This is a genomic window from Serratia sp. J2, from assembly GCF_046269175.1.
Taxonomy (GTDB): domain Bacteria; phylum Pseudomonadota; class Gammaproteobacteria; order Enterobacterales; family Enterobacteriaceae; genus Chania; species Chania fonticola_C.
This window is the reverse complement of sequence record NZ_JBKABN010000008.1, coordinates 48,164-66,661: the sequence shown is the minus strand read 5'-3', so window position 1 is coordinate 66,661 and position 18,498 is coordinate 48,164. Positions and strand designations below refer to the sequence as shown.

The 18,498-nt window shown below is 52.4% G+C and carries 17 protein-coding genes and 1 riboswitch; of the genes, 10 read left to right on the top strand and 7 right to left on the bottom strand.

Translation table 11 applies throughout. The features are described from left to right. Nucleotides 1–19: 19 nt before the first annotated feature. The 3 genes from ACKWMY_RS10615 to prlC all read right to left on the bottom strand — a co-directional run bounded on the left by ACKWMY_RS10615 (nucleotide 20) and on the right by prlC (nucleotide 5,110). Nucleotides 20–1,912: a bifunctional metallophosphatase/5'-nucleotidase gene (locus ACKWMY_RS10615; RefSeq protein WP_409486312.1), complete on the bottom strand. Its 1,893-nt coding sequence runs from the start codon at nucleotides 1,910–1,912 to the stop codon at nucleotides 20–22. A gap of 400 nt (nucleotides 1,913–2,312) precedes the next feature. Beyond that, nucleotides 2,313–3,059 (bottom strand): 16S rRNA (guanine(1516)-N(2))-methyltransferase RsmJ, encoded by a 747-nt coding sequence (rsmJ, locus tag ACKWMY_RS10610; RefSeq protein ID WP_024527633.1) that lies wholly within the window; start codon nucleotides 3,057–3,059, stop codon nucleotides 2,313–2,315. A gap of 8 nt (nucleotides 3,060–3,067) precedes the next feature. After that, nucleotides 3,068–5,110 carry an oligopeptidase A gene (gene prlC, locus ACKWMY_RS10605; RefSeq protein ID WP_024527634.1) on the bottom strand — a complete coding sequence of 681 codons (2,043 nt, stop codon included), beginning with the start codon at nucleotides 5,108–5,110 and terminating at the stop codon, nucleotides 3,068–3,070. A 422-nt stretch (nucleotides 5,111–5,532) separates the two neighbouring features. On the opposite strand from prlC, the gene ACKWMY_RS10600 reads away from it, so the two are divergent. Then, nucleotides 5,533–6,012 carry an Hcp family type VI secretion system effector gene (locus ACKWMY_RS10600; protein ID WP_065684042.1) on the top strand — a complete coding sequence of 160 codons (480 nt, stop codon included), beginning with the start codon at nucleotides 5,533–5,535 and terminating at the stop codon, nucleotides 6,010–6,012. A 31-nt stretch (nucleotides 6,013–6,043) separates the two neighbouring features. On the opposite strand, the gene ACKWMY_RS10595 is transcribed toward ACKWMY_RS10600, so the two are convergent. From ACKWMY_RS10595 to ACKWMY_RS10580, 4 genes are all read right to left on the bottom strand, one after another. Next, the gene (locus tag ACKWMY_RS10595) at nucleotides 6,044–6,526 is read right to left on the bottom strand and encodes a DUF1240 domain-containing protein (protein ID WP_186580121.1); all 483 of its coding nucleotides are present in this window, start codon (nucleotides 6,524–6,526) and stop codon (nucleotides 6,044–6,046) included. Between the two features lie 148 nt (nucleotides 6,527–6,674). After that, nucleotides 6,675–7,145, bottom strand: coding sequence for a DUF1240 domain-containing protein (locus ACKWMY_RS10590; protein WP_409486276.1), 471 nt, complete (start codon nucleotides 7,143–7,145; stop codon nucleotides 6,675–6,677). Nucleotides 7,146–7,175: 30 nt separating this feature from the next. Continuing rightward, complete coding sequence (locus tag ACKWMY_RS10585) at nucleotides 7,176–7,661, bottom strand: DUF1240 domain-containing protein (RefSeq protein ID WP_409486275.1); 486 nt, start codon at nucleotides 7,659–7,661, stop codon at nucleotides 7,176–7,178. After that, complete coding sequence (locus tag ACKWMY_RS10580) at nucleotides 7,658–8,533, bottom strand: hypothetical protein (protein WP_409486274.1); 876 nt, start codon at nucleotides 8,531–8,533, stop codon at nucleotides 7,658–7,660. Before ACKWMY_RS10580 ends, ACKWMY_RS10585 begins: the two co-directional genes overlap by 4 nt. 302 nt (nucleotides 8,534–8,835) lie before the next feature. Here ACKWMY_RS10580 and ACKWMY_RS10575 point away from each other — a divergent pair, with 302 nt between their 5' ends. The 9 genes from ACKWMY_RS10575 (at nucleotide 8,836) to gorA (ending at nucleotide 18,069) form a co-directional block, all read left to right on the top strand. Then, entirely contained in the window at nucleotides 8,836–9,678 is an 843-nt protein-coding gene (locus ACKWMY_RS10575) for a 23S rRNA (adenine(2030)-N(6))-methyltransferase RlmJ (protein ID WP_409486273.1), read from the top strand. A gap of 193 nt (nucleotides 9,679–9,871) precedes the next feature. Next, nucleotides 9,872–10,726: a tagatose bisphosphate family class II aldolase gene (locus tag ACKWMY_RS10570; RefSeq protein WP_024527637.1), complete on the top strand. Its 855-nt coding sequence runs from the start codon at nucleotides 9,872–9,874 to the stop codon at nucleotides 10,724–10,726. A 390-nt stretch (nucleotides 10,727–11,116) separates the two neighbouring features. Continuing rightward, nucleotides 11,117–12,418, top strand: coding sequence for a tagatose-bisphosphate aldolase subunit GatZ (gene gatZ / locus ACKWMY_RS10565; protein ID WP_211135273.1), 1,302 nt, complete (start codon nucleotides 11,117–11,119; stop codon nucleotides 12,416–12,418). Beyond that, nucleotides 12,411–12,908, top strand: coding sequence for a PTS galactitol transporter subunit IIA (gene gatA, locus ACKWMY_RS10560; protein WP_211135275.1), 498 nt, complete (start codon nucleotides 12,411–12,413; stop codon nucleotides 12,906–12,908). Before gatZ ends, gatA begins: the two co-directional genes overlap by 8 nt. Continuing rightward, nucleotides 12,905–13,189: a PTS galactitol transporter subunit IIB gene (gene gatB, locus ACKWMY_RS10555; protein ID WP_021181786.1), complete on the top strand. Its 285-nt coding sequence runs from the start codon at nucleotides 12,905–12,907 to the stop codon at nucleotides 13,187–13,189. The genes gatA and gatB overlap by 4 nt, the downstream gene beginning before the upstream one ends. A gap of 3 nt (nucleotides 13,190–13,192) precedes the next feature. Next, nucleotides 13,193–14,575, top strand: coding sequence for a galactitol-specific PTS transporter subunit IIC (locus ACKWMY_RS10550; RefSeq protein ID WP_024527641.1), 1,383 nt, complete (start codon nucleotides 13,193–13,195; stop codon nucleotides 14,573–14,575). Nucleotides 14,576–14,626: 51 nt separating this feature from the next. Next, on the top strand, nucleotides 14,627–15,676 hold the full coding sequence (gene gatD, locus ACKWMY_RS10545; protein WP_074030224.1) for a galactitol-1-phosphate 5-dehydrogenase: 1,050 nt from the start codon (nucleotides 14,627–14,629) through the stop codon (nucleotides 15,674–15,676). A 128-nt stretch (nucleotides 15,677–15,804) separates the two neighbouring features. Continuing rightward, complete coding sequence (locus ACKWMY_RS10540) at nucleotides 15,805–16,593, top strand: DeoR/GlpR family DNA-binding transcription regulator (RefSeq protein WP_024527643.1); 789 nt, start codon at nucleotides 15,805–15,807, stop codon at nucleotides 16,591–16,593. A 123-nt stretch (nucleotides 16,594–16,716) separates the two neighbouring features. Next, the gene (gorA, locus tag ACKWMY_RS10535; RefSeq protein WP_021181790.1) at nucleotides 16,717–18,069 is read left to right on the top strand and encodes a glutathione-disulfide reductase; all 1,353 of its coding nucleotides are present in this window, start codon (nucleotides 16,717–16,719) and stop codon (nucleotides 18,067–18,069) included. 238 nt (nucleotides 18,070–18,307) lie between these two features. Next, nucleotides 18,308–18,479: riboswitch (M-box (ykoK) riboswitch) on the top strand. Nucleotides 18,480–18,498 lie beyond the last annotated feature (19 nt).

The following is an 18,498-nucleotide window of genomic DNA, read 5'->3' as shown; positions in this document are numbered from 1 at the left end:
GATTGGCAGTGGCTTAGCCTCAATTAATGGCTTCGATAATCACCAACCGATCGTTCAAGCGCTGTTTGATGACTGGATCGGTCGCCTCTTGCGCCTGTTTTTGCAGCGCCGCAACCTGTTGCTTCATCATTTGCGGATCGCTAAATAGCAGTTCTTTGACGTTGATGGAGGCCACGTTGGTATAGCGCCCATCATCGGTAGTTGGCACGCTGATTTTGCCGTCATTGAGCAACTTGTCCACAATCTTGCGCTCACGTTCATACCCTTCCAGCCCCACCAGCTTCCAGCGGTGCATCGCTTTGCCCTGGTATTCGCCCTTCTTCACCTCGGTCAGATAGCGAATAGTGAGATTACGGATAGTCCCTGCCTCCTCGCCGAACTCCGCTTTGGTATCTGACAGCACCGGGAACTGCATACCCTCCAGTACGCCACCTTTCTGCGTCAGGTGACCCATGCGATAGCTGTTCATCCCCAACTGGATCGGCGTGCTGTCGGTCACTGGAGTGCCGTCGTTCAATTTCAACTCGGTGATGCGCTGCCCAACGGGTTTACGCAGATCGATGGTATAGGTCACGCCATCAAAGAAGTCATTGGTTGAGTATTTGGACGATCGGCGCTGTGGGTTAAAGCTGTAGGTGACATCGCCATCATGCTGCTGGTTGAAGTAGTCCGCTGACCACTCCATGTACTTTTTCAGCTCTTTACCGGTCAGTTGGTAGACGGTGATTTCGCCACCGGCATATTGATAGTTGAAGGCGATATCCTTGGCGGTAATGGTGCCCACGTTCAGCTTCGGCCTGTCGTTATCAATCTGCAACGCGATCACCTGCGCCTTAGGTGCGTAGTGTCGGGCCGCTTCCTGATACAGGGCGCTGATGCCGGTATCCTGAATATGTACCTGCGGGATGCCTTTCACCGCATCTGGTGGCACCAGATCCTGGCCAGTCAGCTGCGCAATCGGCCGGTTGGCGTTGGCACGCAGGATGGTGTGGAACGGCTGGTAGATCTCTTCGAGCTTTTTGTCGGAACTGATGCCTTTAATCGGGTAGGTGTAGCTGTCTTTATTGATCAGCACGTATTTGCCGTTTTGCTGCTCAAATTGCAGATCGATGCGCGACAGCGCACGACCGTATTTGTCCGGCTCGGTGACGATCACACCGTTGATCACCTCTTTATCCACCTTGACGTGCATATGCCCGGCAACGATCGCCGCCAACTCTGGGTTGGCCCGCGCGATATCGCCCACGCCGGTGCCCGGCCGCTGGTTCTCATTATCGATCCCCATATGGGCCACCAGCACGATGGCGTCCACCTGGCCGTGGATCTGCTGGATCACCTTTTTCACCGCCTGCACCGGATTGGTAAACGTCAGGCCGTCGATGCGATCGGTGCCCTTGGCAAATTCGGCGGTCATCGGCGTATCCATACCGATAATGCCAATCTTCACCCCCTGGCGCTCAACGATCTTATAGGCGGGCAGGTAAGGCTTGCCGCTGTCCCAGAGAATATTCCCCGCCAGCGCGGTGCCTTTGAACTGGCTGAGTGGGGTTGCCAGCGCCTTCAGGCCAAAATCGAACTCGTGGTTACCCATCACCCATACGTCGTAGTCCAACGCGTTAAAGCCGAGGATCATCGGGCTGGTTTTGTCATTCTTGAAGGTTTCAACAAAGTTGCCCTGAATGGTATCCCCGGCGTCTACCAGGATCACGTTCGGCTGCTGGGCACGGACTTTATGCACCTGGGTGGCAATCTGGCTGAGGCTGCCCGCCAGGTTCTCGGTGTCGGTAGAGTAATCCCAAGGCACGAAGGTGCCATGCAGATCGGAGGTGCCCAGAATGGTGATATTTACCGGTTCAGCGGCCATGGCAGAGGTACTCAAGCAAAGCAGCAGGGAAAGCAGCGTCTTTTTCATCATGTTGTTTCATTATAGTTGATTGTAATTAAACAGGATTATGCGACGCACATCTCAGCGTTACCAGTGACATTGCAGAATGAGCATGGGAAATGTGAGGAGGGTCTATGAATTCCCCCTCACCCCAACCCTCTCCCGCAGGGAGAGGGAGCTGTTAGCCCCTGCTTTTTTGGAAGTAAAGAGGTCATCTCATCAAACTCGATCGTCCCCTTATCCAAAGTGCGTCACCGGATTTTCAGACACACTCGATCGGTTCCCAACAGGGAGAGGGAGCTGCAACAGTGATGGGAATGAGTTAAGCAATGACAGTTGCAAAGGTCGAACGAACAAGCCAAGCTGTGGCACATTCGGTCCCCTCTCCTTTTGGGAGAGGGTTAGGGTGAGGGTGAAAACGTTTATCTTACAAAGGCATATAAATATCGAAACGGTGATTCTTGGTGGTCGTGGCTGCATGAGCAGGAACGTCGGCCAGCGGAGGGGCATAATCCGGTCGTTTCACCACGACCCTTTTGGTAGCCAGCCTGCGGGCTGGCTCCAGCAAGCCATCGGCATCATCATCACTGCCCACCAGCGACTGAAATACCCGCATCTCTTTTTTCACCAACGCGCTCTTCTGCTTATGCGGATACATTGGGTCGAGATACACCACTTCCGGGCGTGGATCGAGATCGCTCAGCGCCGTCAGGCTGGAGGCATGAAGCAACGTCATGCGTTCACGTAGCCAAGGGCCGATCTCCGCGTCCTGATAGCCCCGTTGCAGGCCGTCTTCCAGCAACGCAGCTACGACTGGATCACGCTCCAACATGCGAACCTGGCAACCCAGCGATGCCAAAACAAACGCGTCACGCCCTAACCCGGCAGTGGCATCCACCACGCTAGGCACATAGCTGCCTTTGATACCTACCGCTTTGGCCACAGCTTCGCCACGGCCGCCGCCGAAACGCCGCCGATGGGCCATCGGGCCAGCGATAAAATCGACGTAGATAGCGCCAAGCTTTGGCTCGTCGCGCTTGCGCAGCTCCAACCGTTCTGGCGTCAGCACCAGCGCCATCGTCGCATCTTCGTCGCTGGTTAGCTGCCAACGATCGGCCAAAATAGACAAGGCGCCGGGATCGGCGCCTGCTTCACACAATAAAAACACGCTCACTTGGCGGGTTACCCTTTAATACCGTAATGGCGCAGCATAGCATCCAGCTTCGGTTCACGGCCACGGAAGCGTTTGAACAATTCCATCGGCTCTTCGGAACCCCCGCGTGACAGGATGTTATCGAGGAAGGATTGACCGGTTTCAGCGTTGAAAATCCCTTCGTCTTCAAAGCGCGAGTAGGCATCTGCCGACAACACTTCCGCCCACAGGTAGCTGTAGTAACCCGCCGCATAGCCACCAGCAAAGATATGGCTGAATGCGTGTGGGAAACGGCCCCAGCTTGGTGAAGGCACCACCGCCACCATTTTCTTCACTTCGGCCAGGGTTGGCAGGATCTGCGCCCCTTTTTCCGGGCTGTATTCGGCGTGCATACGGAAATCGAACAGGCCAAACTCCAGCTGACGCAGGATAAACAGCGCTGCCTGATAGTTTTTCGCTTCCAGCATTTTGTCCAGCAGGGCTTTCGGCAGTGGTTCGCCAGTCTGGAAGTGACCAGAGATAAATGCCAACGCCTCCGGCTCCCAGCACCAGTTTTCCATAAACTGGCTTGGCAGCTCTACCGCATCCCAAGGCACACCGTTGATACCAGAAACCCCGGCGGTATCGATCTGCGTCAGCATATGGTGCAGACCGTGGCCAAACTCATGGAACAGCGTGGTGACTTCGTTATGAGTAAACAGCGCCGGCTGGTCGCCCAGCGGGCGGTTAAAGTTACAGGTCAGATAAGCCACCGGCTTTTGCAATTCGCCATTGGCTTTGCGCAGGCTGCCGACGCAATCATCCATCCATGCACCACCGCGCTTGTTCTCGCGGGCATACAAGTCCAGATAGAAGCTGCCACGCAGTTCACCTTTGGCATCGAACAGATCGAAGAAACGCACCTCCGGATGCCAGGTATCGACACCCTGACGCTCTTTGGCGGTGATGCCGTAAATACGGTTAACCACTTCGAACAGCCCTTCCAGCACGCGCTGTTCCGGGAAGTATGGGCGCAGTTGCTCATCACTGATGGAGAACAGATGTTGCTTCTGTTTTTCTCCGTAATAACTGATATCCCAAGCCTCTAGCTCATCCACACCATAGTGCTGCTTGGCAAAGGCACGTAGCTGTGCCAGTTCCTGTTCTGCCTGAGGACGAGCACGCTTGGCCAGATCGCTCAGGAAACCGAGCACCTGCTCCGGGCTTTCTGCCATCTTGGTCGCCAGTGATTTATCCGCATAGCTGGCAAAACCCAGCAGCTGTGCCAGTTCGTGGCGCAGAGCTAGCGTTTCCGCCATCACTTCGCTGTTATCCCACTTACCGGCATTTGGCCCCTGATCGGAGGCGCGGGTGGTGAAGGCACGATACATCTCTTCACGCAGCGCCTGGTTATCGGCATAGGTCATCACCGGCAAATAGCTCGGCATGTCCAGCGTCAGCAACCAGCCTTCCTGCTCCTTAGCCTGTGCCATCGCCTGGGCTTGGGCCAGTGCGCTTTCCGGCAGGCCGCTCAGCTCATTCACATCGGTGATCAATTTGCTCCAACCCATGGTGGCATCGAGCACATTGTTGCTGTAGGTCGAGCCCAGTTCGGACAGACGCGCCACGATCTCGCCGTAACGCTTTTGTTTTTCCTTTGGCAGGCCAATGCCCGACAGCTCAAAATCACGCAGCGCGTTTTCTACCGACTTGCGCTGTGGCGCAGTCAGTTTGGCAAAACCTTCGCCCTCTTTCAGATTACGATAGGCCTGGTACAGCCCTTCATGCTGACCCACCCAAGTACCGTATTCGGAAAGCAGCGGCAGCGCCTGTTCGTAAGCTTCGCGCAGTTCCGGGCTGTTTTTTACCGAGTTTAGGTGACCAATAGGTGACCAGATGCGTGACAGGCGATCGTCAGATTCGGCCAGCGGCTGACATAGATTTTCCCAGGTAAACGGCCCCGGTTGTGCCACGACGCGCTCAACCGCAGCACGGCAGTCGGCCAGTGCGGATGTCACCGCGGGGACGATATCTTCAGGGCGAATGGCAGAAAACGGCGGTAAGGCAAACGGTGTCAGCAACGCATTGGTCATAGAGGAAGTCCTGATTAGGGTGGTGGACCCGATGCGCACATCAGGCCAGACAAAGATAAACTTCTATCTAACATGGTGCCAACTGACGGGAAAATCAATGGTCAAGCGTGTGATTGCATCCGTTTCTTCACTAACGCGGATCGTTTAGTGAAGAAGATAAGCCACGATTGCATTAAGTAGGAAGGCGACCCCGCTAAGGACATATAAAACACTCTCATTTTCATTAATATCCATTTCGAGACACGTGCATATGCATACAATGCACTTGATAAATCATTTTTATTTATTGATAAAGCTTATATTCTGAGTTAAAAAATCAAGTCTATGCGCTAAAAACCATGTTAATTAAGCTTAATTTGATACAGAATGGTTTGGCGTTCTTTTTAACCGATCTCAGTCAATTACATTACAAGGAGTTTATGATGGCAAATAATATTTACGTGGCGATTAACGGAAAACAGCAAGGGTTGATATCGGCAGGGTGTTCTACAGCGGATTCAATCGGCAACAAGCACCAGTTAGGCCACGAAAACCAGATACTGGTTCTTAAGCTCGCGCATAACATCAGCCGGGGCGAAAATGTGATGCATAACCCAGTGATTTTTGTTAAGCCTCAGGATAAATCATCCCCTTTGTTTTTGCTGGCTATTTCTAATAACGAGTTGCTTAACCTTAAGTTTGATTTTTACCGCACATCGCAAAATGGTGCTCAAGAGTTGTACTACACGATCGAACTCAGAGAGGCGACCATCGTAGATTTCAACATAAACTATCCCCACTGCTTAACGCATTCTAGTGCACAACCCGAAGAAATTATCTCTGTACGTTATAAAGATATTATTTGCCAGCACCATATCGCTGGCACATCAGGTTATAGCGTATGGGACGACAGAGTTTATTAACGACTAGCTGGGTCTCTTTTACCAAGAGGCCCTAACGTCTATAAACTGCTCTGGGTCTTTTAAGCACTTGGGTTCCTCTTTTTTTACATTCGCTGACATCTTTGATATAGAGTGTCTCCCCATATATACTTTTTTTCCAACAGATACCATAACCATGTTGATCCAATGCGGTGGTAAAATGCCAATTAAATAGAGTCGCAACAATCATACCAAGCATGGTGATTCGACAAGACCATATCGTTATCATTTTAAATCTAATGAAATCCTTATCACCAGTAAAAAAAGAATACCCTCCTATAATGATAAGCAAGACACTGACTGGCCACGCAGAGATAATATAAGTGCCGAGTCTATTGAACGACACGACTGAGGGAAAACTAAAGCTAACCATGTAGTTACCTACCAGCGGGAAAATCAATAGAATACCCATAACACCGATGAACAAAACTAATAATGCACTTAGTCTTTCTTGCATTGTGGCCTTTATCGTATTTTTCCTTTGTGATTTTTTCATATTTTATTATAAATCAATTGATTATTGATTGCTTCCTCACCACATTTATTACATCACCCACTATATTCGCAGTAGACAAAAGAGACAAAAAATCTATTTTATTCCTATGATCAAGACCCTACTACCACCTGCACAATTTGCATATTTTTTAGTAAGCTGATCTTGGTTTTCTAAGTACCTCTGACCCTCTTTTTTTACATTCCTCGGCATCTTTGATATAGAGTGTCTCTGAGTAAAAACTTCTTTTCCAACAAGTGCCATAGCCTTTTTTATATAGCGAGGTAGTGAAGTAAAAATTAAAAATAGTCACAATGGCAAACAAGAATGCCGTTAGATATATACATAACATGATAAATTTCTTTATTTTTTTAAAATCTTTCCTTCTTGTAACCAAGACATACCCTGACATCACCATCATCATTAAGAATCCAAAAAAACCTGCCACTACATAATTCGCCATTAGATAAAATGACACAACATCTGGGTATGATAAGTAAGGTAATAGTTCTTTTTTTAAAATATATGGTGTAAATAAAACCCCAAGCAACCCAAAAATAAAGGTAAAGAGAAAGCTAAGTATCTCAGTAAAGGTTGTTTCTAAATCAATTTTATTTTTCATACTTCACTATCATCATATTAACCGGTGATTCTATTTTTGGTAAGCTGGTCTTGGTTTTCTAAGTACCTCTGACCCTCTTTTTTTACATTCCTCGGCATCTTTAATATAGACCGTCTCCGAATACAAGCTTCTTTTCCAACAGGTGCCATAGCCATGCTGATCCAACACTGTGGTAAAATGCCAATTAAAAATAAAGGCGACAACAAGCAAAAAAGCGGTAAGGCGCAAAGAGTATATAAGTATAGGCTTGAATTTAGCCAGATAATTTTTGCCGGTAATAGACAAATGGAAGAACATAAGGAAATATACGGCACTTGCAGGAATGATTGCTAAAATGAAAGTTTCTAACCTGTTAAATGAAATAACATCAGGATAGGTAAAGCTGATGATATAGTTGCTAATAATACTTGGTGCAAAAATGCAACCTAAAGAAAAAATCCCGGCGACAAGCAAAGAACTTAAACGCTCTTTTATTGTAACTGTCTCGCCCACGTTGGCTATTAATTTATTCTTCATGGTTTATTGTATAAAATTTGGCTATTTGTTCCTAACACACTTGAAACTCTTGGTGTCTGCACTTCCATTTCCTTTATTTTTTCTATAATTTTATTAGTGATTCCATATTCCCGGTCTAAATACTCTAGACCCATCGTAATAAAAAATGCCACAATGGCGACACCAATAATAGCACCACCTAAGGAAACAGCCGCTCCTATTAACAACGCGGACGATGTTGCTCTCATGATAACAGTAACGACAACCGCTTTGACAATATCACTAGTTACATTTCCTAAAAAACTAGCCGCAGTGCTTTCATCCTTTAGTATAAACTCCAAGCTACGGTAGGCCAAAGAGACATATATACTCCATTTCATACCCTGTATAGCAGTATGATTAAGCCCTTTTACCCCGACCCCAATCTGCACAATTTGCATATTATTTAACGAATAACGCGTTCCATTTAAGATCCGTCTAATACCTGGGTAGCCGGTGATCTTGATTAGCTTCTCACCGTTTCTTCCGACATAAATGATAGCGGCTATCCCAAAGCCCCCCAACTTCCTGACCAGATCCGCCGCAGAATAAAAATCCTTCGCGTTGCCGCTATAGGTGGCAGCATATCCCAGATAGTCCAGGCCTTCATCACGGGTGATATTGAGAAAGCCCTCATCAAGCTGCCGATCGCCTCGGCCAAACTCTCCAAAGCACTCCAGAACATCATAGGCTTCTTCTTTGGTAAGCAGCATGATGTGACGCTGTTCGGCTTTCATGCAAGCTTGGAATTTTTCTTCCGCAATTCGTCGGGCATAGGCACCATGATCGGGTGGTGTGGGGAAAAGAGTGGAATTATTTCCCGTGAGATAGTTGGGGTATATTCTATCTTTCATGGCGGCCTCCGGTTGCCTTATAAAAAAGTATCTCCATTTACTCATCCACTAATATAATTGAAATTCAGCATTGTATAAAGAACAATCAAAATAATTCCCTTATAGCTATCACCCATTCTTGCCTATACCAGCGTAGCTCCCCCCAGGCTGCAACGCTTTTCGCTTTTTACCAGCAAGGCGGTTTATACTTGGTAGCTTAAATTCGTTGATCTACGAGTTTGCAGTAAACACGCAGAACTCTTTTGCATTTAATGAGTTGATTTTATTGAAAATAACTCGAAAATCAGGAAACACAAAACGCCATGTTAAGTTACCGCCACAGTTTTCACGCCGGCAACCACGCCGACGTGCTCAAGCACACCGTTCAGAGCCTGATCATTGAGGCGCTGAAAGAAAAAGATAAGCCGCTGCTGTACCTGGATACCCACTCCGGTGCCGGGCGCTATCAGCTGAGCGGTGAGCATGCCGAGCGCACCGGGGAATACCTGGAAGGCATCGGCCTACTGTGGCAACGTGACGATCTGCCAGAAGAGCTGGCGGCCTACATGAGCGTAGTGCACAACTTCAACCGCTCCGGCACCCTGCGTTACTACCCAGGCTCACCGCTGATCGCCCGCCAGCTGCTGCGCCCGCAGGATAAAATCCATCTGACAGAGCTGCACCCAAGCGATTTCCCGCTGCTGCGTAACGAATTCCAGAAAGACGAGCGCGCCAAAGTGCAACGTGCCGATGGTTACCAGCAGTTAAAATCCCAATTACCACCTCCGTCACGCCGTGGCCTGATCCTGATGGACCCGCCGTATGAGATGAAAACCGATTATCAAGACGTGGTGAAAGGCATTCAGGAAGGCTACAAGCGTTTTGCCACCGGCACCTATGCTCTGTGGTATCCGGTGGTGATGCGCCAGCAGATCAAACGCATGCTCAAAGAGCTGGAGGCGACCAGCATCCGCCGTATCCTGCAAATCGAGCTGGCGGTGAAGCCCGACAGCGATCAACGCGGGATGACGGCTTCAGGCATGATCGTGATTAACCCACCTTGGAAGCTGGAACAGCAGATGAACACCGTGCTGCCGTGGCTACACAAGGTACTGGTGCCGTCCGGTATCGGTCACCACCTGGTGAACTGGGTCGTACCAGAATAAGATCGATGATGGTCGCCTGCCTGGGCGGCCATCCGCTTTTCCCTTCGCTATCCCACCCTGCTTGCTCCTTATTTTACCTCGATCTTTTGCCGATCCTCATCACAACCGCAAAATAACTGTTTGCTTATTTTAACTTTCGATTAGATGATAACCATCGAAAGATAACGTAACCAAAGAAAACAGGAGGCAGGCGGTGTACATCATTTCGACCAACAATATGCTGCAGAAGGCACAACAACAGGGCTATGCCGTACCAGCCTTCAACATTCATAACCTGGAAACCATGCAGGTGGTGGCTGAAACCGCCGCACACATGCGCTCACCGGTGATCCTGGCCGGTACGCCCGGCACCTATCTCTATGCGGGAACGGCTAACGTGGTCGCCATTGTCAAACAGTTGGCCGCCGAATACCGCATCCCGCTGGCGGTGCATCTGGATCACCATGAGGCCCTGCAAGATATTCAAACCAAAGTACATGCAGGGATCCGCTCGGCCATGATTGATGGCTCGCACCTGCCCTTCGCGGAAAATATCGCGCTGGTGCGGCAGGTGACCGAGTTTTGCCATCGTTATGATGTCAGCGTTGAGGCAGAGCTGGGGCGGCTTGGCGGCGTTGAGGATGGCATCAGCGTCGATGCCAAGGATGCCCGCTATACCTCGCCGCAGCAGGCCGAGGAGTTTGTGCGTTCCACCGGCATCGATTCACTGGCGGTGGCGATTGGTACGGCGCATGGACTTTACCAGGGCAAGCCAGAGCTGGATTTCATCCGCCTTGGGCAGATCCGCGACAGGGTCAGCGTGCCATTGGTGCTGCATGGTGCGTCGGGTTTGCCAGACGCTGATATTCAGCAGGCGATTCGGCTGGGGGTCTGCAAGGTGAACGTGGCGACGGAGCTTAAGATCGCCTTTTCCGATGCGCTGAAACAGCATCTGGCGGAGCATCCGCAGGCCAACGACCCGCGCCACTATATGCAGCCCGCCAAGCTGGCCATGCAGCAGGTGGTGCAAAAGGTGATTCAGGTTTGTGGCTGTGAAGGCAGGCTGTGACCTGCGCCAACACAGTGATTGCCCCTCACCCTCTCCCACAGGGGGAGGGGACCGATCGAGTTTAATGAGATGACCTCTTTACTTCCAAAAGAGCACGGGCTAACAGCCCCCTCTCACTAAAGGAGAAGGTTGGGGTGAGGGGCATCCTCTCGTCACAATAACCGCTTTCACTTTATTGCGTATGCCGATCCCTTTTCTTACCAGATATTTATAATTAACTGATTTTAAATAACTAAATCCCCCCTATCCGTTAACTTACTCCCTCACACTGAAAGCACCAGCACGGAAAAATAGCGGTAAAGTTTTCGATCTTGATCACGAATAATAGAAAAGTGCATTGCTAACCTTTCGAAACATTACGATTATATTCGTAAGAAAACGGAGGGTAGGATGAAAAATATAATCGCACGACATAAAGCAGGGGAGCCGATCGGGATCTGCTCTGTCTGTTCGGCACACCCATTAGTCATTGAAGCCGCATTACGCCTGGATCTGCACAGCGATCGCCAGGTGCTGATCGAGGCCACATCCAACCAGGTTAATCAGTTTGGCGGTTACACCGGCATGAAACCGGCGGATTTCCGGCAGTTTGTCTGCGATATTGCGGCAACCGTCGGCTTTCCGCTCTCCCGGCTGCTGTTAGGGGGCGACCATCTAGGCCCGAACTGTTGGCAAAATGAACCCGCCGCCAGCGCAATGGCGAAAGCGGAAGTGTTGATCGCCGACTACGTCACCGCCGGATTCAGCAAGATCCATCTGGATGCGTCCATGTCCTGCGCCGACGATCCGATCCCGTTAGATCCCCACGTGGTGGCAGAACGCGCCGCCCGCCTGTGTCAGGTCGCCGAACGGGTCGCTACCCCAGAGCAAAAACAGCAGCTGACCTATGTGATTGGGACCGAGGTGCCAGTTCCTGGAGGAGAATCTTCCGCCATTGGCAACGTACATATCACTCACGCGACGGATGCCGCCGCCACGCTGGAAACTCACTATCAGGCGTTCCGCCAGGCCGGGTTGGCAGCGGCGATCCCGAGGATCATCGCCGTGGTAGTGCAGCCAGGGGTGGAGTTCGACCATTCACAGGTGATCGCTTACCAACCACAGCTAGCCCGCGAGCTCTCCCAGTTTATTACCACCACGCCGCTGGTTTATGAGGCGCACTCTACCGATTACCAAACGCGTGAAGCCTATCAGCAGCTGGTGCGCGATCACTTCGCCATTCTCAAAGTTGGCCCGGCCCTGACGTTCGCCCTGCGCGAAGCGGTGTTTGCTCTGGCCAATATCGAACAGGCCCTGATTGCCCCGGAAAAACGTAGCCAGATCCTGGCGGTGATTGACGCCGTCATGCTCGACGAACCGGATTACTGGAAAAAGTATTATCACCCGACGTTCAGCCGCTCGCTGATCGACCTGCATTTCAGCCTGTCGGACCGTATCCGCTACTACTGGCCCCACCCGCGTATCGCCCAAAGTATGACGACGCTGCTCAATAACCTCGACCAGCAAGAGATCCCCGCAGGCCTACTGAGCCAATACTTCCCGCTGCAGTATCAGCGAGTGATGGAACGCAAGCTGGCGAAACAGCCCCACGCACTGATGATCGACAAAATTCAGGATGTGCTGCGCGCTTATCGCTTCGGCTGTGCCCCCGCAGAGCAAGCCAAAAATGCCGAGGAGATAGCCCATGTATAACAGCCAACTGTTCGTTCGCACTGGCATCAGCTTTGCCGACGCACAGCAGGCGCTGGAGCACATTGGCGTCACCATGCTCAACGCCGGGGTCGTTCACAACAGCTACCCGCAGGCATTGCTGGTACGTGAGAGCGCTTATCCCACTGGCATCGCCCTTGAGCAGCACGCGGTCGCCATCCCCCATTGTGAAGCGGAGCATGCACGTGCCCCGGCTATTTATCTGATCCGCCCTGACCAGGCCGTACCCTTCGCTCAGGCGGATGATGACGGCACGATCGACGTTGCCCTGATTATCGCGCTGATCGTCACCGACCCGGCGGCGCAGTTGGTTTTACTGCGCACGCTGTTTGGCCAGTTGCAGCACCCCGAGTTTATCGCTGCACTTCTGACCGCCCCCGAGGACCAATTGGGCGAAATTTTTGCCCAGCGGGTTTTCACTTCGCCCTCCCGACCACAACAAAAAACAGAATATGAAGGAGCCACACTGTGAAACGTAAAATTATTGTTGCCTGCGGCGGTGCCGTTGCCACCTCGACCATGGCCGCAGAAGAGATCAAAGAGCTTTGCGCGGAGCACAACATCGAGCTGGACTTGGTGCAGTGCCGCGTGACCGAGATTGAAACCTATATGGACGATGCCGATCTGATCTGTACCACCGCCCGCGTCGACCGGCAGTTTGGCGATATACCGTTGGTGCACGGCATGCCGTTTATTTCCGGTGTCGGCATCGATGCGCTGAAACAAAAAATACTGACCATTCTGACGGAGTAGCCCATGTTTACCGACATCATGCGTTATATCCTCGATCTCGGCCCTACGGTGATGCTGCCTATCGTGATCATCATCTTCTCGCTGATTTTAGGGATGAAATTAGGGGATTCATTTAAATCCGGCATTCATATCGGCATCGGCTTTGTCGGTATCGGGCTGGTTATCGGCCTGATGCTGGACTCGATCGGCCCAGCGGCAAAATCGATGGCCGAGCAGTTCCAGATCAACCTGCACGTGGTGGATATCGGTTGGCCAGGCTCATCACCGATGACCTGGGCCTCGCAGATTGCCCTGATCGCCATCCCGGTAGCGATTGCGGTCAACATCGTGATGTTGCTGACGCGTATGACCCGAGTGGTTAACGTGGATATCTGGAACATCTGGCACATGACCTTTACCGGGGCCATGGTGCATCTGGCCACCGGTTCATACTGGCTGGGTATGCTGGGCGTGGTGGTGCATGCCGCCTTCGTTTACAAGCTGGGGGACTGGTTCGCCAAAGACACCCGCGACTTCTTCGGGCTGGAAGGGATTGCCATTCCGCACGGCACCTCCGCCTATATGGGGCCGATTGCCGTGCTGGTGGACACCATTATCGAGAAGATCCCCGGCCTGAACCGTATTCACTTCAGCGCAGACGACGTACAGAAACGCTTTGGCCCGTTCGGCGAGCCGGTGACCGTCGGCTTTGTGATGGGGCTGATTATCGGTGCGCTGGCCGGTTATGACCTGAAGGGCATTCTACAACTGGCGGTGAAAACCGCTGCCGTGATGCTGCTGATGCCACGGGTGATCAAACCGATCATGGATGGCCTGACGCCCATCGCCAAGCATGCCCGTAAACGCCTGCAAGCACGCTTTGGTGGCCAGGAGTTCCTTATCGGCCTCGACCCGGCGCTGCTGCTGGGCCATACCGCCGTGGTCTCCGCCAGCCTGATCTTTATCCCGCTGACCATTCTGATCGCCGTGATCGTCCCAGGTAACCAGGTGCTGCCGTTTGGCGATCTGGCAACCATCGGCTTCTTTGTGGCCCTCGCCGTGGCGGTGCATCAGGGCAACCTGTTCCGCACGCTGATCTCGGGTTTTATCATCATGAGCATCACGCTGTGGATCGCCACCCAAACCATCGGGCTGCATACCCAATTGGCTGCCAATGCTGGTGCGCTGAAAGCGGGCGGCGTGGTGGCCTCGATGGACCAAGGCGGCTCACCGATCACCTACCTGCTGATCCAACTGCTCACCTGGCAAAACGTGGTGGGTCTGGTCGTTATCGGCGTCATTTACGCCATTGGGGTGTTCCTCACCTGGCGCCGTGCCCGTCAATTTGCCCAGGCTGAAGCCACCGCCAAGCAACAGGCCAGCCAAAGCCTCAACGCCATGTCCTAATCCTTCGGGGGAGCCCGCCTCCCCCAATCTATTCTCTACGGAGTTCAAGCTATGCAATCAGTCGTGATCCACACGGAGGGAGAAGTGCGCGTTGAAGAACGCCCCGCTCCTGCTATTGAGGCCGCCGATGAGGTGTTGGTTCGGGTGGCGTATTCCGGGCTATGCGGTTCGGATATCCCCCGCATCTTCGCCAAAGGCGCGCATTTCTACCCGATTACCCTGGGGCATGAGTTCAGTGGCCGGGTCGTGGCCTGTGGCGAGCGGGTTACCGATCTGCAACAGCATGATGCCGTGGCCTGCGTCCCTTTGTTACCGTGCTTTAACTGCCCGGAATGCCAGCGCCATTACTATTCGCTGTGCAAGCATTACCAGTTCGTCGGTTCACGCAGCCACGGTGGCAACGCCGAGTTTATCGTAGTCAAACGCGCCAATCTGGTGAAATTGCCTGCCAACGTCAGTTTATTGCAGGGGGCATTTATTGAGCCCATCACCGTCGGCCTGCATGCCATTCAGTTGGCTGGGGGCTGCCAAGGCAAAGAGGTGATCATCATTGGTGCCGGCACCATCGGCCAACTGGCGATCCAATGTGCCCGCGCGATGGGCGCACGCAGCGTCACGGCGATCGATATCAATGACGACCGGCTCAAGCTGGCACGGCAGATCGGTGCAGAAAACGCGTTTAACAGCGCGGAGCTTAGCCCCTCCGAGATAGCCGAACGCTTACAGGAAAGGCGCTTTGATCAGTTGATTCTGGAAACCGCTGGCACGCCACAAACGGTCGGACTGGCGCTGGATATCGCCGGGCCACGGGCACAAATCGCGCTGGTGGGGACGCTCCATAAGGACCTGCACCTGTCTTACAGCACCTTCAGCCAGATCCTGCGCAAGGAACTGACGCTGCTGGGCAGTTGGATGAACTATTCGGCCCCGTGGCCAGGGGAAGAATGGCAACAGGCCATGAAGCTGTTCCAATCGGCGGATCTGGCTCTGGAGCCGTTGATTGCCAGCATCGATCGCCCGCAGCAATACGCCGCCAGCGTTGCAGCCCTGGCCGGTAAGCCGATGCAGGGGAAAATCATGCTCAAGCTTGGCGAAGGGTGATATTTAGCCAATGGCTGCACGGGTGCAGCCATTATTTTGCCTCAAATCCCATCACCTTGATCTTTATGCTCCCCTTTCATATCCCTTTCGCATAAAATAAAAGCAAAACATTTCGATAGGTCAGGATGATGAACTCTTTTGAAAGACGAAATAAAATTGTCGACCTGGTTCAGCAGAACGGCAGCATCTTGGTTAGCGATCTTTCGAATTCCTTCGGAATTTCTGAGGTTACCATCCGCGCTGACCTGCGCCTGCTGGAAGAAAAAGGCCTGCTGATCCGCTTCCACGGCGGTGCAGCCAGGCCGGGCAGCCAGTTGGAGCAGGAGGCCGAGGTGCCGAAAACCACCGGTGAGGTCATCCTGGAGGAACGCTACCAGCTGGCTAAAGACCCGAAAAAGCGCATTGCCTTAAAGGCAGCAGCGATGGTCAACCCCGGCGATACGGTGATCCTCGACAGCGGCAGCACCACCATGCTGATCGCCGAAGAGCTGGTGAAGATGGGCAATATCACGGTGATCACCAATAACCTGCCCGCCGCCTTTGCGCTTTCCGACAATAAAGACATCACGCTGGTGCTGTGTGGCGGCACGCTGCGCCACAAAACGCGCTCCATGCACGGCTCCATCGCGGAGCTCTCCCTACAGGGCATTGCCGGTGACGTGATGTTCGTCGGGGCCGACGGGTTGGATGCCACCAACGGCATCACCACCTTTAATGAAGGCTACTCGATCAGCGGCGTGATGGCTCAGGCAGCCAAGCGCGTGGTCGCGGTGGTCGATTCCACCAAGTTCGGCCGCAGGGGTTTCAACCTGGTGCTGTCGATGAGCCAGATTGACATGATCATTACCGATACCGGCATCAGCAGTGCCGATCGCCAAGCGCTCGATCGGGCAAAACCCGAACTGGTTATCGTGTAAAATCAACCGGGCAGAGGATCAAGCCTCTGCCTATTACAGCCATCGACGCAATCTTTGCGACAACCCCCAGTCAGGCGTTAAACTCTTACCCTTCTCGAATCACACAACTCATGGAAAACCCAGATGACGAAACATTACGATTATCTAGCAATTGGCGGCGGTAGCGGCGGTATCGCATCGATCAACCGGGCAGCCATGTATGGCCAGAAATGCGCACTGATTGAAGCCAAAGAACTTGGCGGCACCTGCGTTAACGTGGGTTGTGTCCCGAAAAAAGTCATGTGGCATGCGGCGCAAATCGCCGAGGCCATCCACCAATACGGCCCGGATTACGGCTTCGATACCACCGTCAACGCCTTTGACTGGAAACGCCTGATCGCCAACCGTACTGCCTACATCGATCGTATTCATACTTCCTACGACAACGTGCTGGGCAAAAACAAGGTCGACGTGATCAAAGGTTTTGCCCGTTTTATTGACGCGCATACCGTAGAAGTCAACGGCGAGAAAATCACCGCAGACCATATTCTGATCGCTACCGGTGGCCGCCCGAGCCATCCGTCGATCCCTGGTGCCGAATACGGCATCGACTCCGACGGCTTCTTTGAGCTGGATGCCATGCCAAAACGCGTGGCAGTGGTGGGTGCTGGCTACATCGCGGTAGAAATTGCCGGCGTAATGAACGCGCTGGGAGCGGAAACGCATCTGTTCGTGCGTAAACACGCCCCGCTGCGTACCTTCGATCCGATGATTGTAGAAACCCTGGTTGAGGTGATGAACACCGAAGGGCCAACCCTGCACACCGAATCCATTCCAAAATCCATCGTTAAAAACGCCGACGGCAGCCTGACGCTGGCGTTGGAAAACGGCAAAGAGTTCACCGTGGACAGCCTGGTCTGGGCCATCGGCCGCGAACCAGCGACCGATAATCTGAACCTGGCGGTCACCGGCGTGAAAACCAATGCCAAAGGTTACATCGAGGTCGACAAATTCCAGAACACCAACGTGAAAGGCATCTACGCGGTAGGTGACAACACCGGTGCGGTTGAGCTGACCCCGGTTGCCGTTGCCGCTGGCCGCCGCCTGTCCGAGCGCCTGTTCAACAACAAGCCGGACGAACATCTGGACTACAGCAACATCGCCACCGTGGTGTTCAGCCACCCGCCAATTGGCACCATTGGCCTGACCGAACCGCAGGCGAAAGAGCAGTTTGGCGAGGATAAGGTGAAGGTTTATAAATCCTCCTTCACCGCCATGTACAGCGCCGTGACTCAGCATCGCCAGCCGTGCCGCATGAAGCTGGTATGTGTGGGTGAAGAAGAGAAGATCGTTGGCCTGCACGGGATTGGCTTTGGCATGGATGAAATCCTGCAGGGCTTCGCCGTGGCAATCAAGATGGGCGCGACCAAGAAAGACTTCGACAACACCGTGGCGATCCACCCAACCGCCGCGGAAGAGTTCGTGACTATGCGGTAATGGTGCATTCCTAACTGTAAAACCGACTGTAAAAGGTCGGTTTTTGCTTTTATTCAGCTTATAAATGCTGATTTAGGCAAATGAATATCCCCGCATTAGTGTTTATATCACTGCAAAATTAACGTTCATTAAGATAATTCTTTCGTTTAAATATAACTTCTTAAATATCACCTCAACGAGGTGCCGATTTTCGAGCACTATCGCTCCCTGCACGCCTATAATCACCGCGTAGTTATATGCAGTATCTCGTTTGGCGAGGCTCCTATACAAACACAGGTTACTGATCTGACGACATCGAGAGATGCCCAAGGTTAAGACAGGCTTTATCGGATTAAGGTTCAGCCCAAGGTAACTTCTGAAATTTTTCAGATACGTTGTATAGTGCTAAAACCTGGACGCGGAGATAGGCTTTCTGCACTCCCCTCTTTG

Bases quoted from the DNA above. Each gene is read 5' to 3' on its own strand.
- ACKWMY_RS10615 (WP_409486312.1), bottom strand. From the start codon at position 1,912: ATGAAAAAGACGCTGCTTTCCCTGCTGCTTTGCTTGAGTACCTCTGCC.
- prlC (WP_024527634.1), bottom strand. From the start codon at position 5,110: ATGACCAATGCGTTGCTGACACCGTTTGCCTTACCGCCGTTTTCTGCC.
- ACKWMY_RS10600 (WP_065684042.1), top strand. From the start codon at position 5,533: ATGGCAAATAATATTTACGTGGCGATTAACGGAAAACAGCAAGGGTTG.
- ACKWMY_RS10595 (WP_186580121.1), bottom strand. From the start codon at position 6,526: ATGAAAAAATCACAAAGGAAAAATACGATAAAGGCCACAATGCAAGAA.
- ACKWMY_RS10590 (WP_409486276.1), bottom strand. From the start codon at position 7,145: ATGAAAAATAAAATTGATTTAGAAACAACCTTTACTGAGATACTTAGC.
- ACKWMY_RS10585 (WP_409486275.1), bottom strand. From the start codon at position 7,661: ATGAAGAATAAATTAATAGCCAACGTGGGCGAGACAGTTACAATAAAA.
- ACKWMY_RS10580 (WP_409486274.1), bottom strand. From the start codon at position 8,533: ATGAAAGATAGAATATACCCCAACTATCTCACGGGAAATAATTCCACT.
- ACKWMY_RS10575 (WP_409486273.1), top strand. From the start codon at position 8,836: ATGTTAAGTTACCGCCACAGTTTTCACGCCGGCAACCACGCCGACGTG.
- gatZ (WP_211135273.1), top strand. From the start codon at position 11,117: ATGAAAAATATAATCGCACGACATAAAGCAGGGGAGCCGATCGGGATC.
- gatA (WP_211135275.1), top strand. From the start codon at position 12,411: ATGTATAACAGCCAACTGTTCGTTCGCACTGGCATCAGCTTTGCCGAC.
- ACKWMY_RS10550 (WP_024527641.1), top strand. From the start codon at position 13,193: ATGTTTACCGACATCATGCGTTATATCCTCGATCTCGGCCCTACGGTG.
- gatD (WP_074030224.1), top strand. From the start codon at position 14,627: ATGCAATCAGTCGTGATCCACACGGAGGGAGAAGTGCGCGTTGAAGAA.
- ACKWMY_RS10540 (WP_024527643.1), top strand. From the start codon at position 15,805: ATGAACTCTTTTGAAAGACGAAATAAAATTGTCGACCTGGTTCAGCAG.
- gorA (WP_021181790.1), top strand. From the start codon at position 16,717: ATGACGAAACATTACGATTATCTAGCAATTGGCGGCGGTAGCGGCGGT.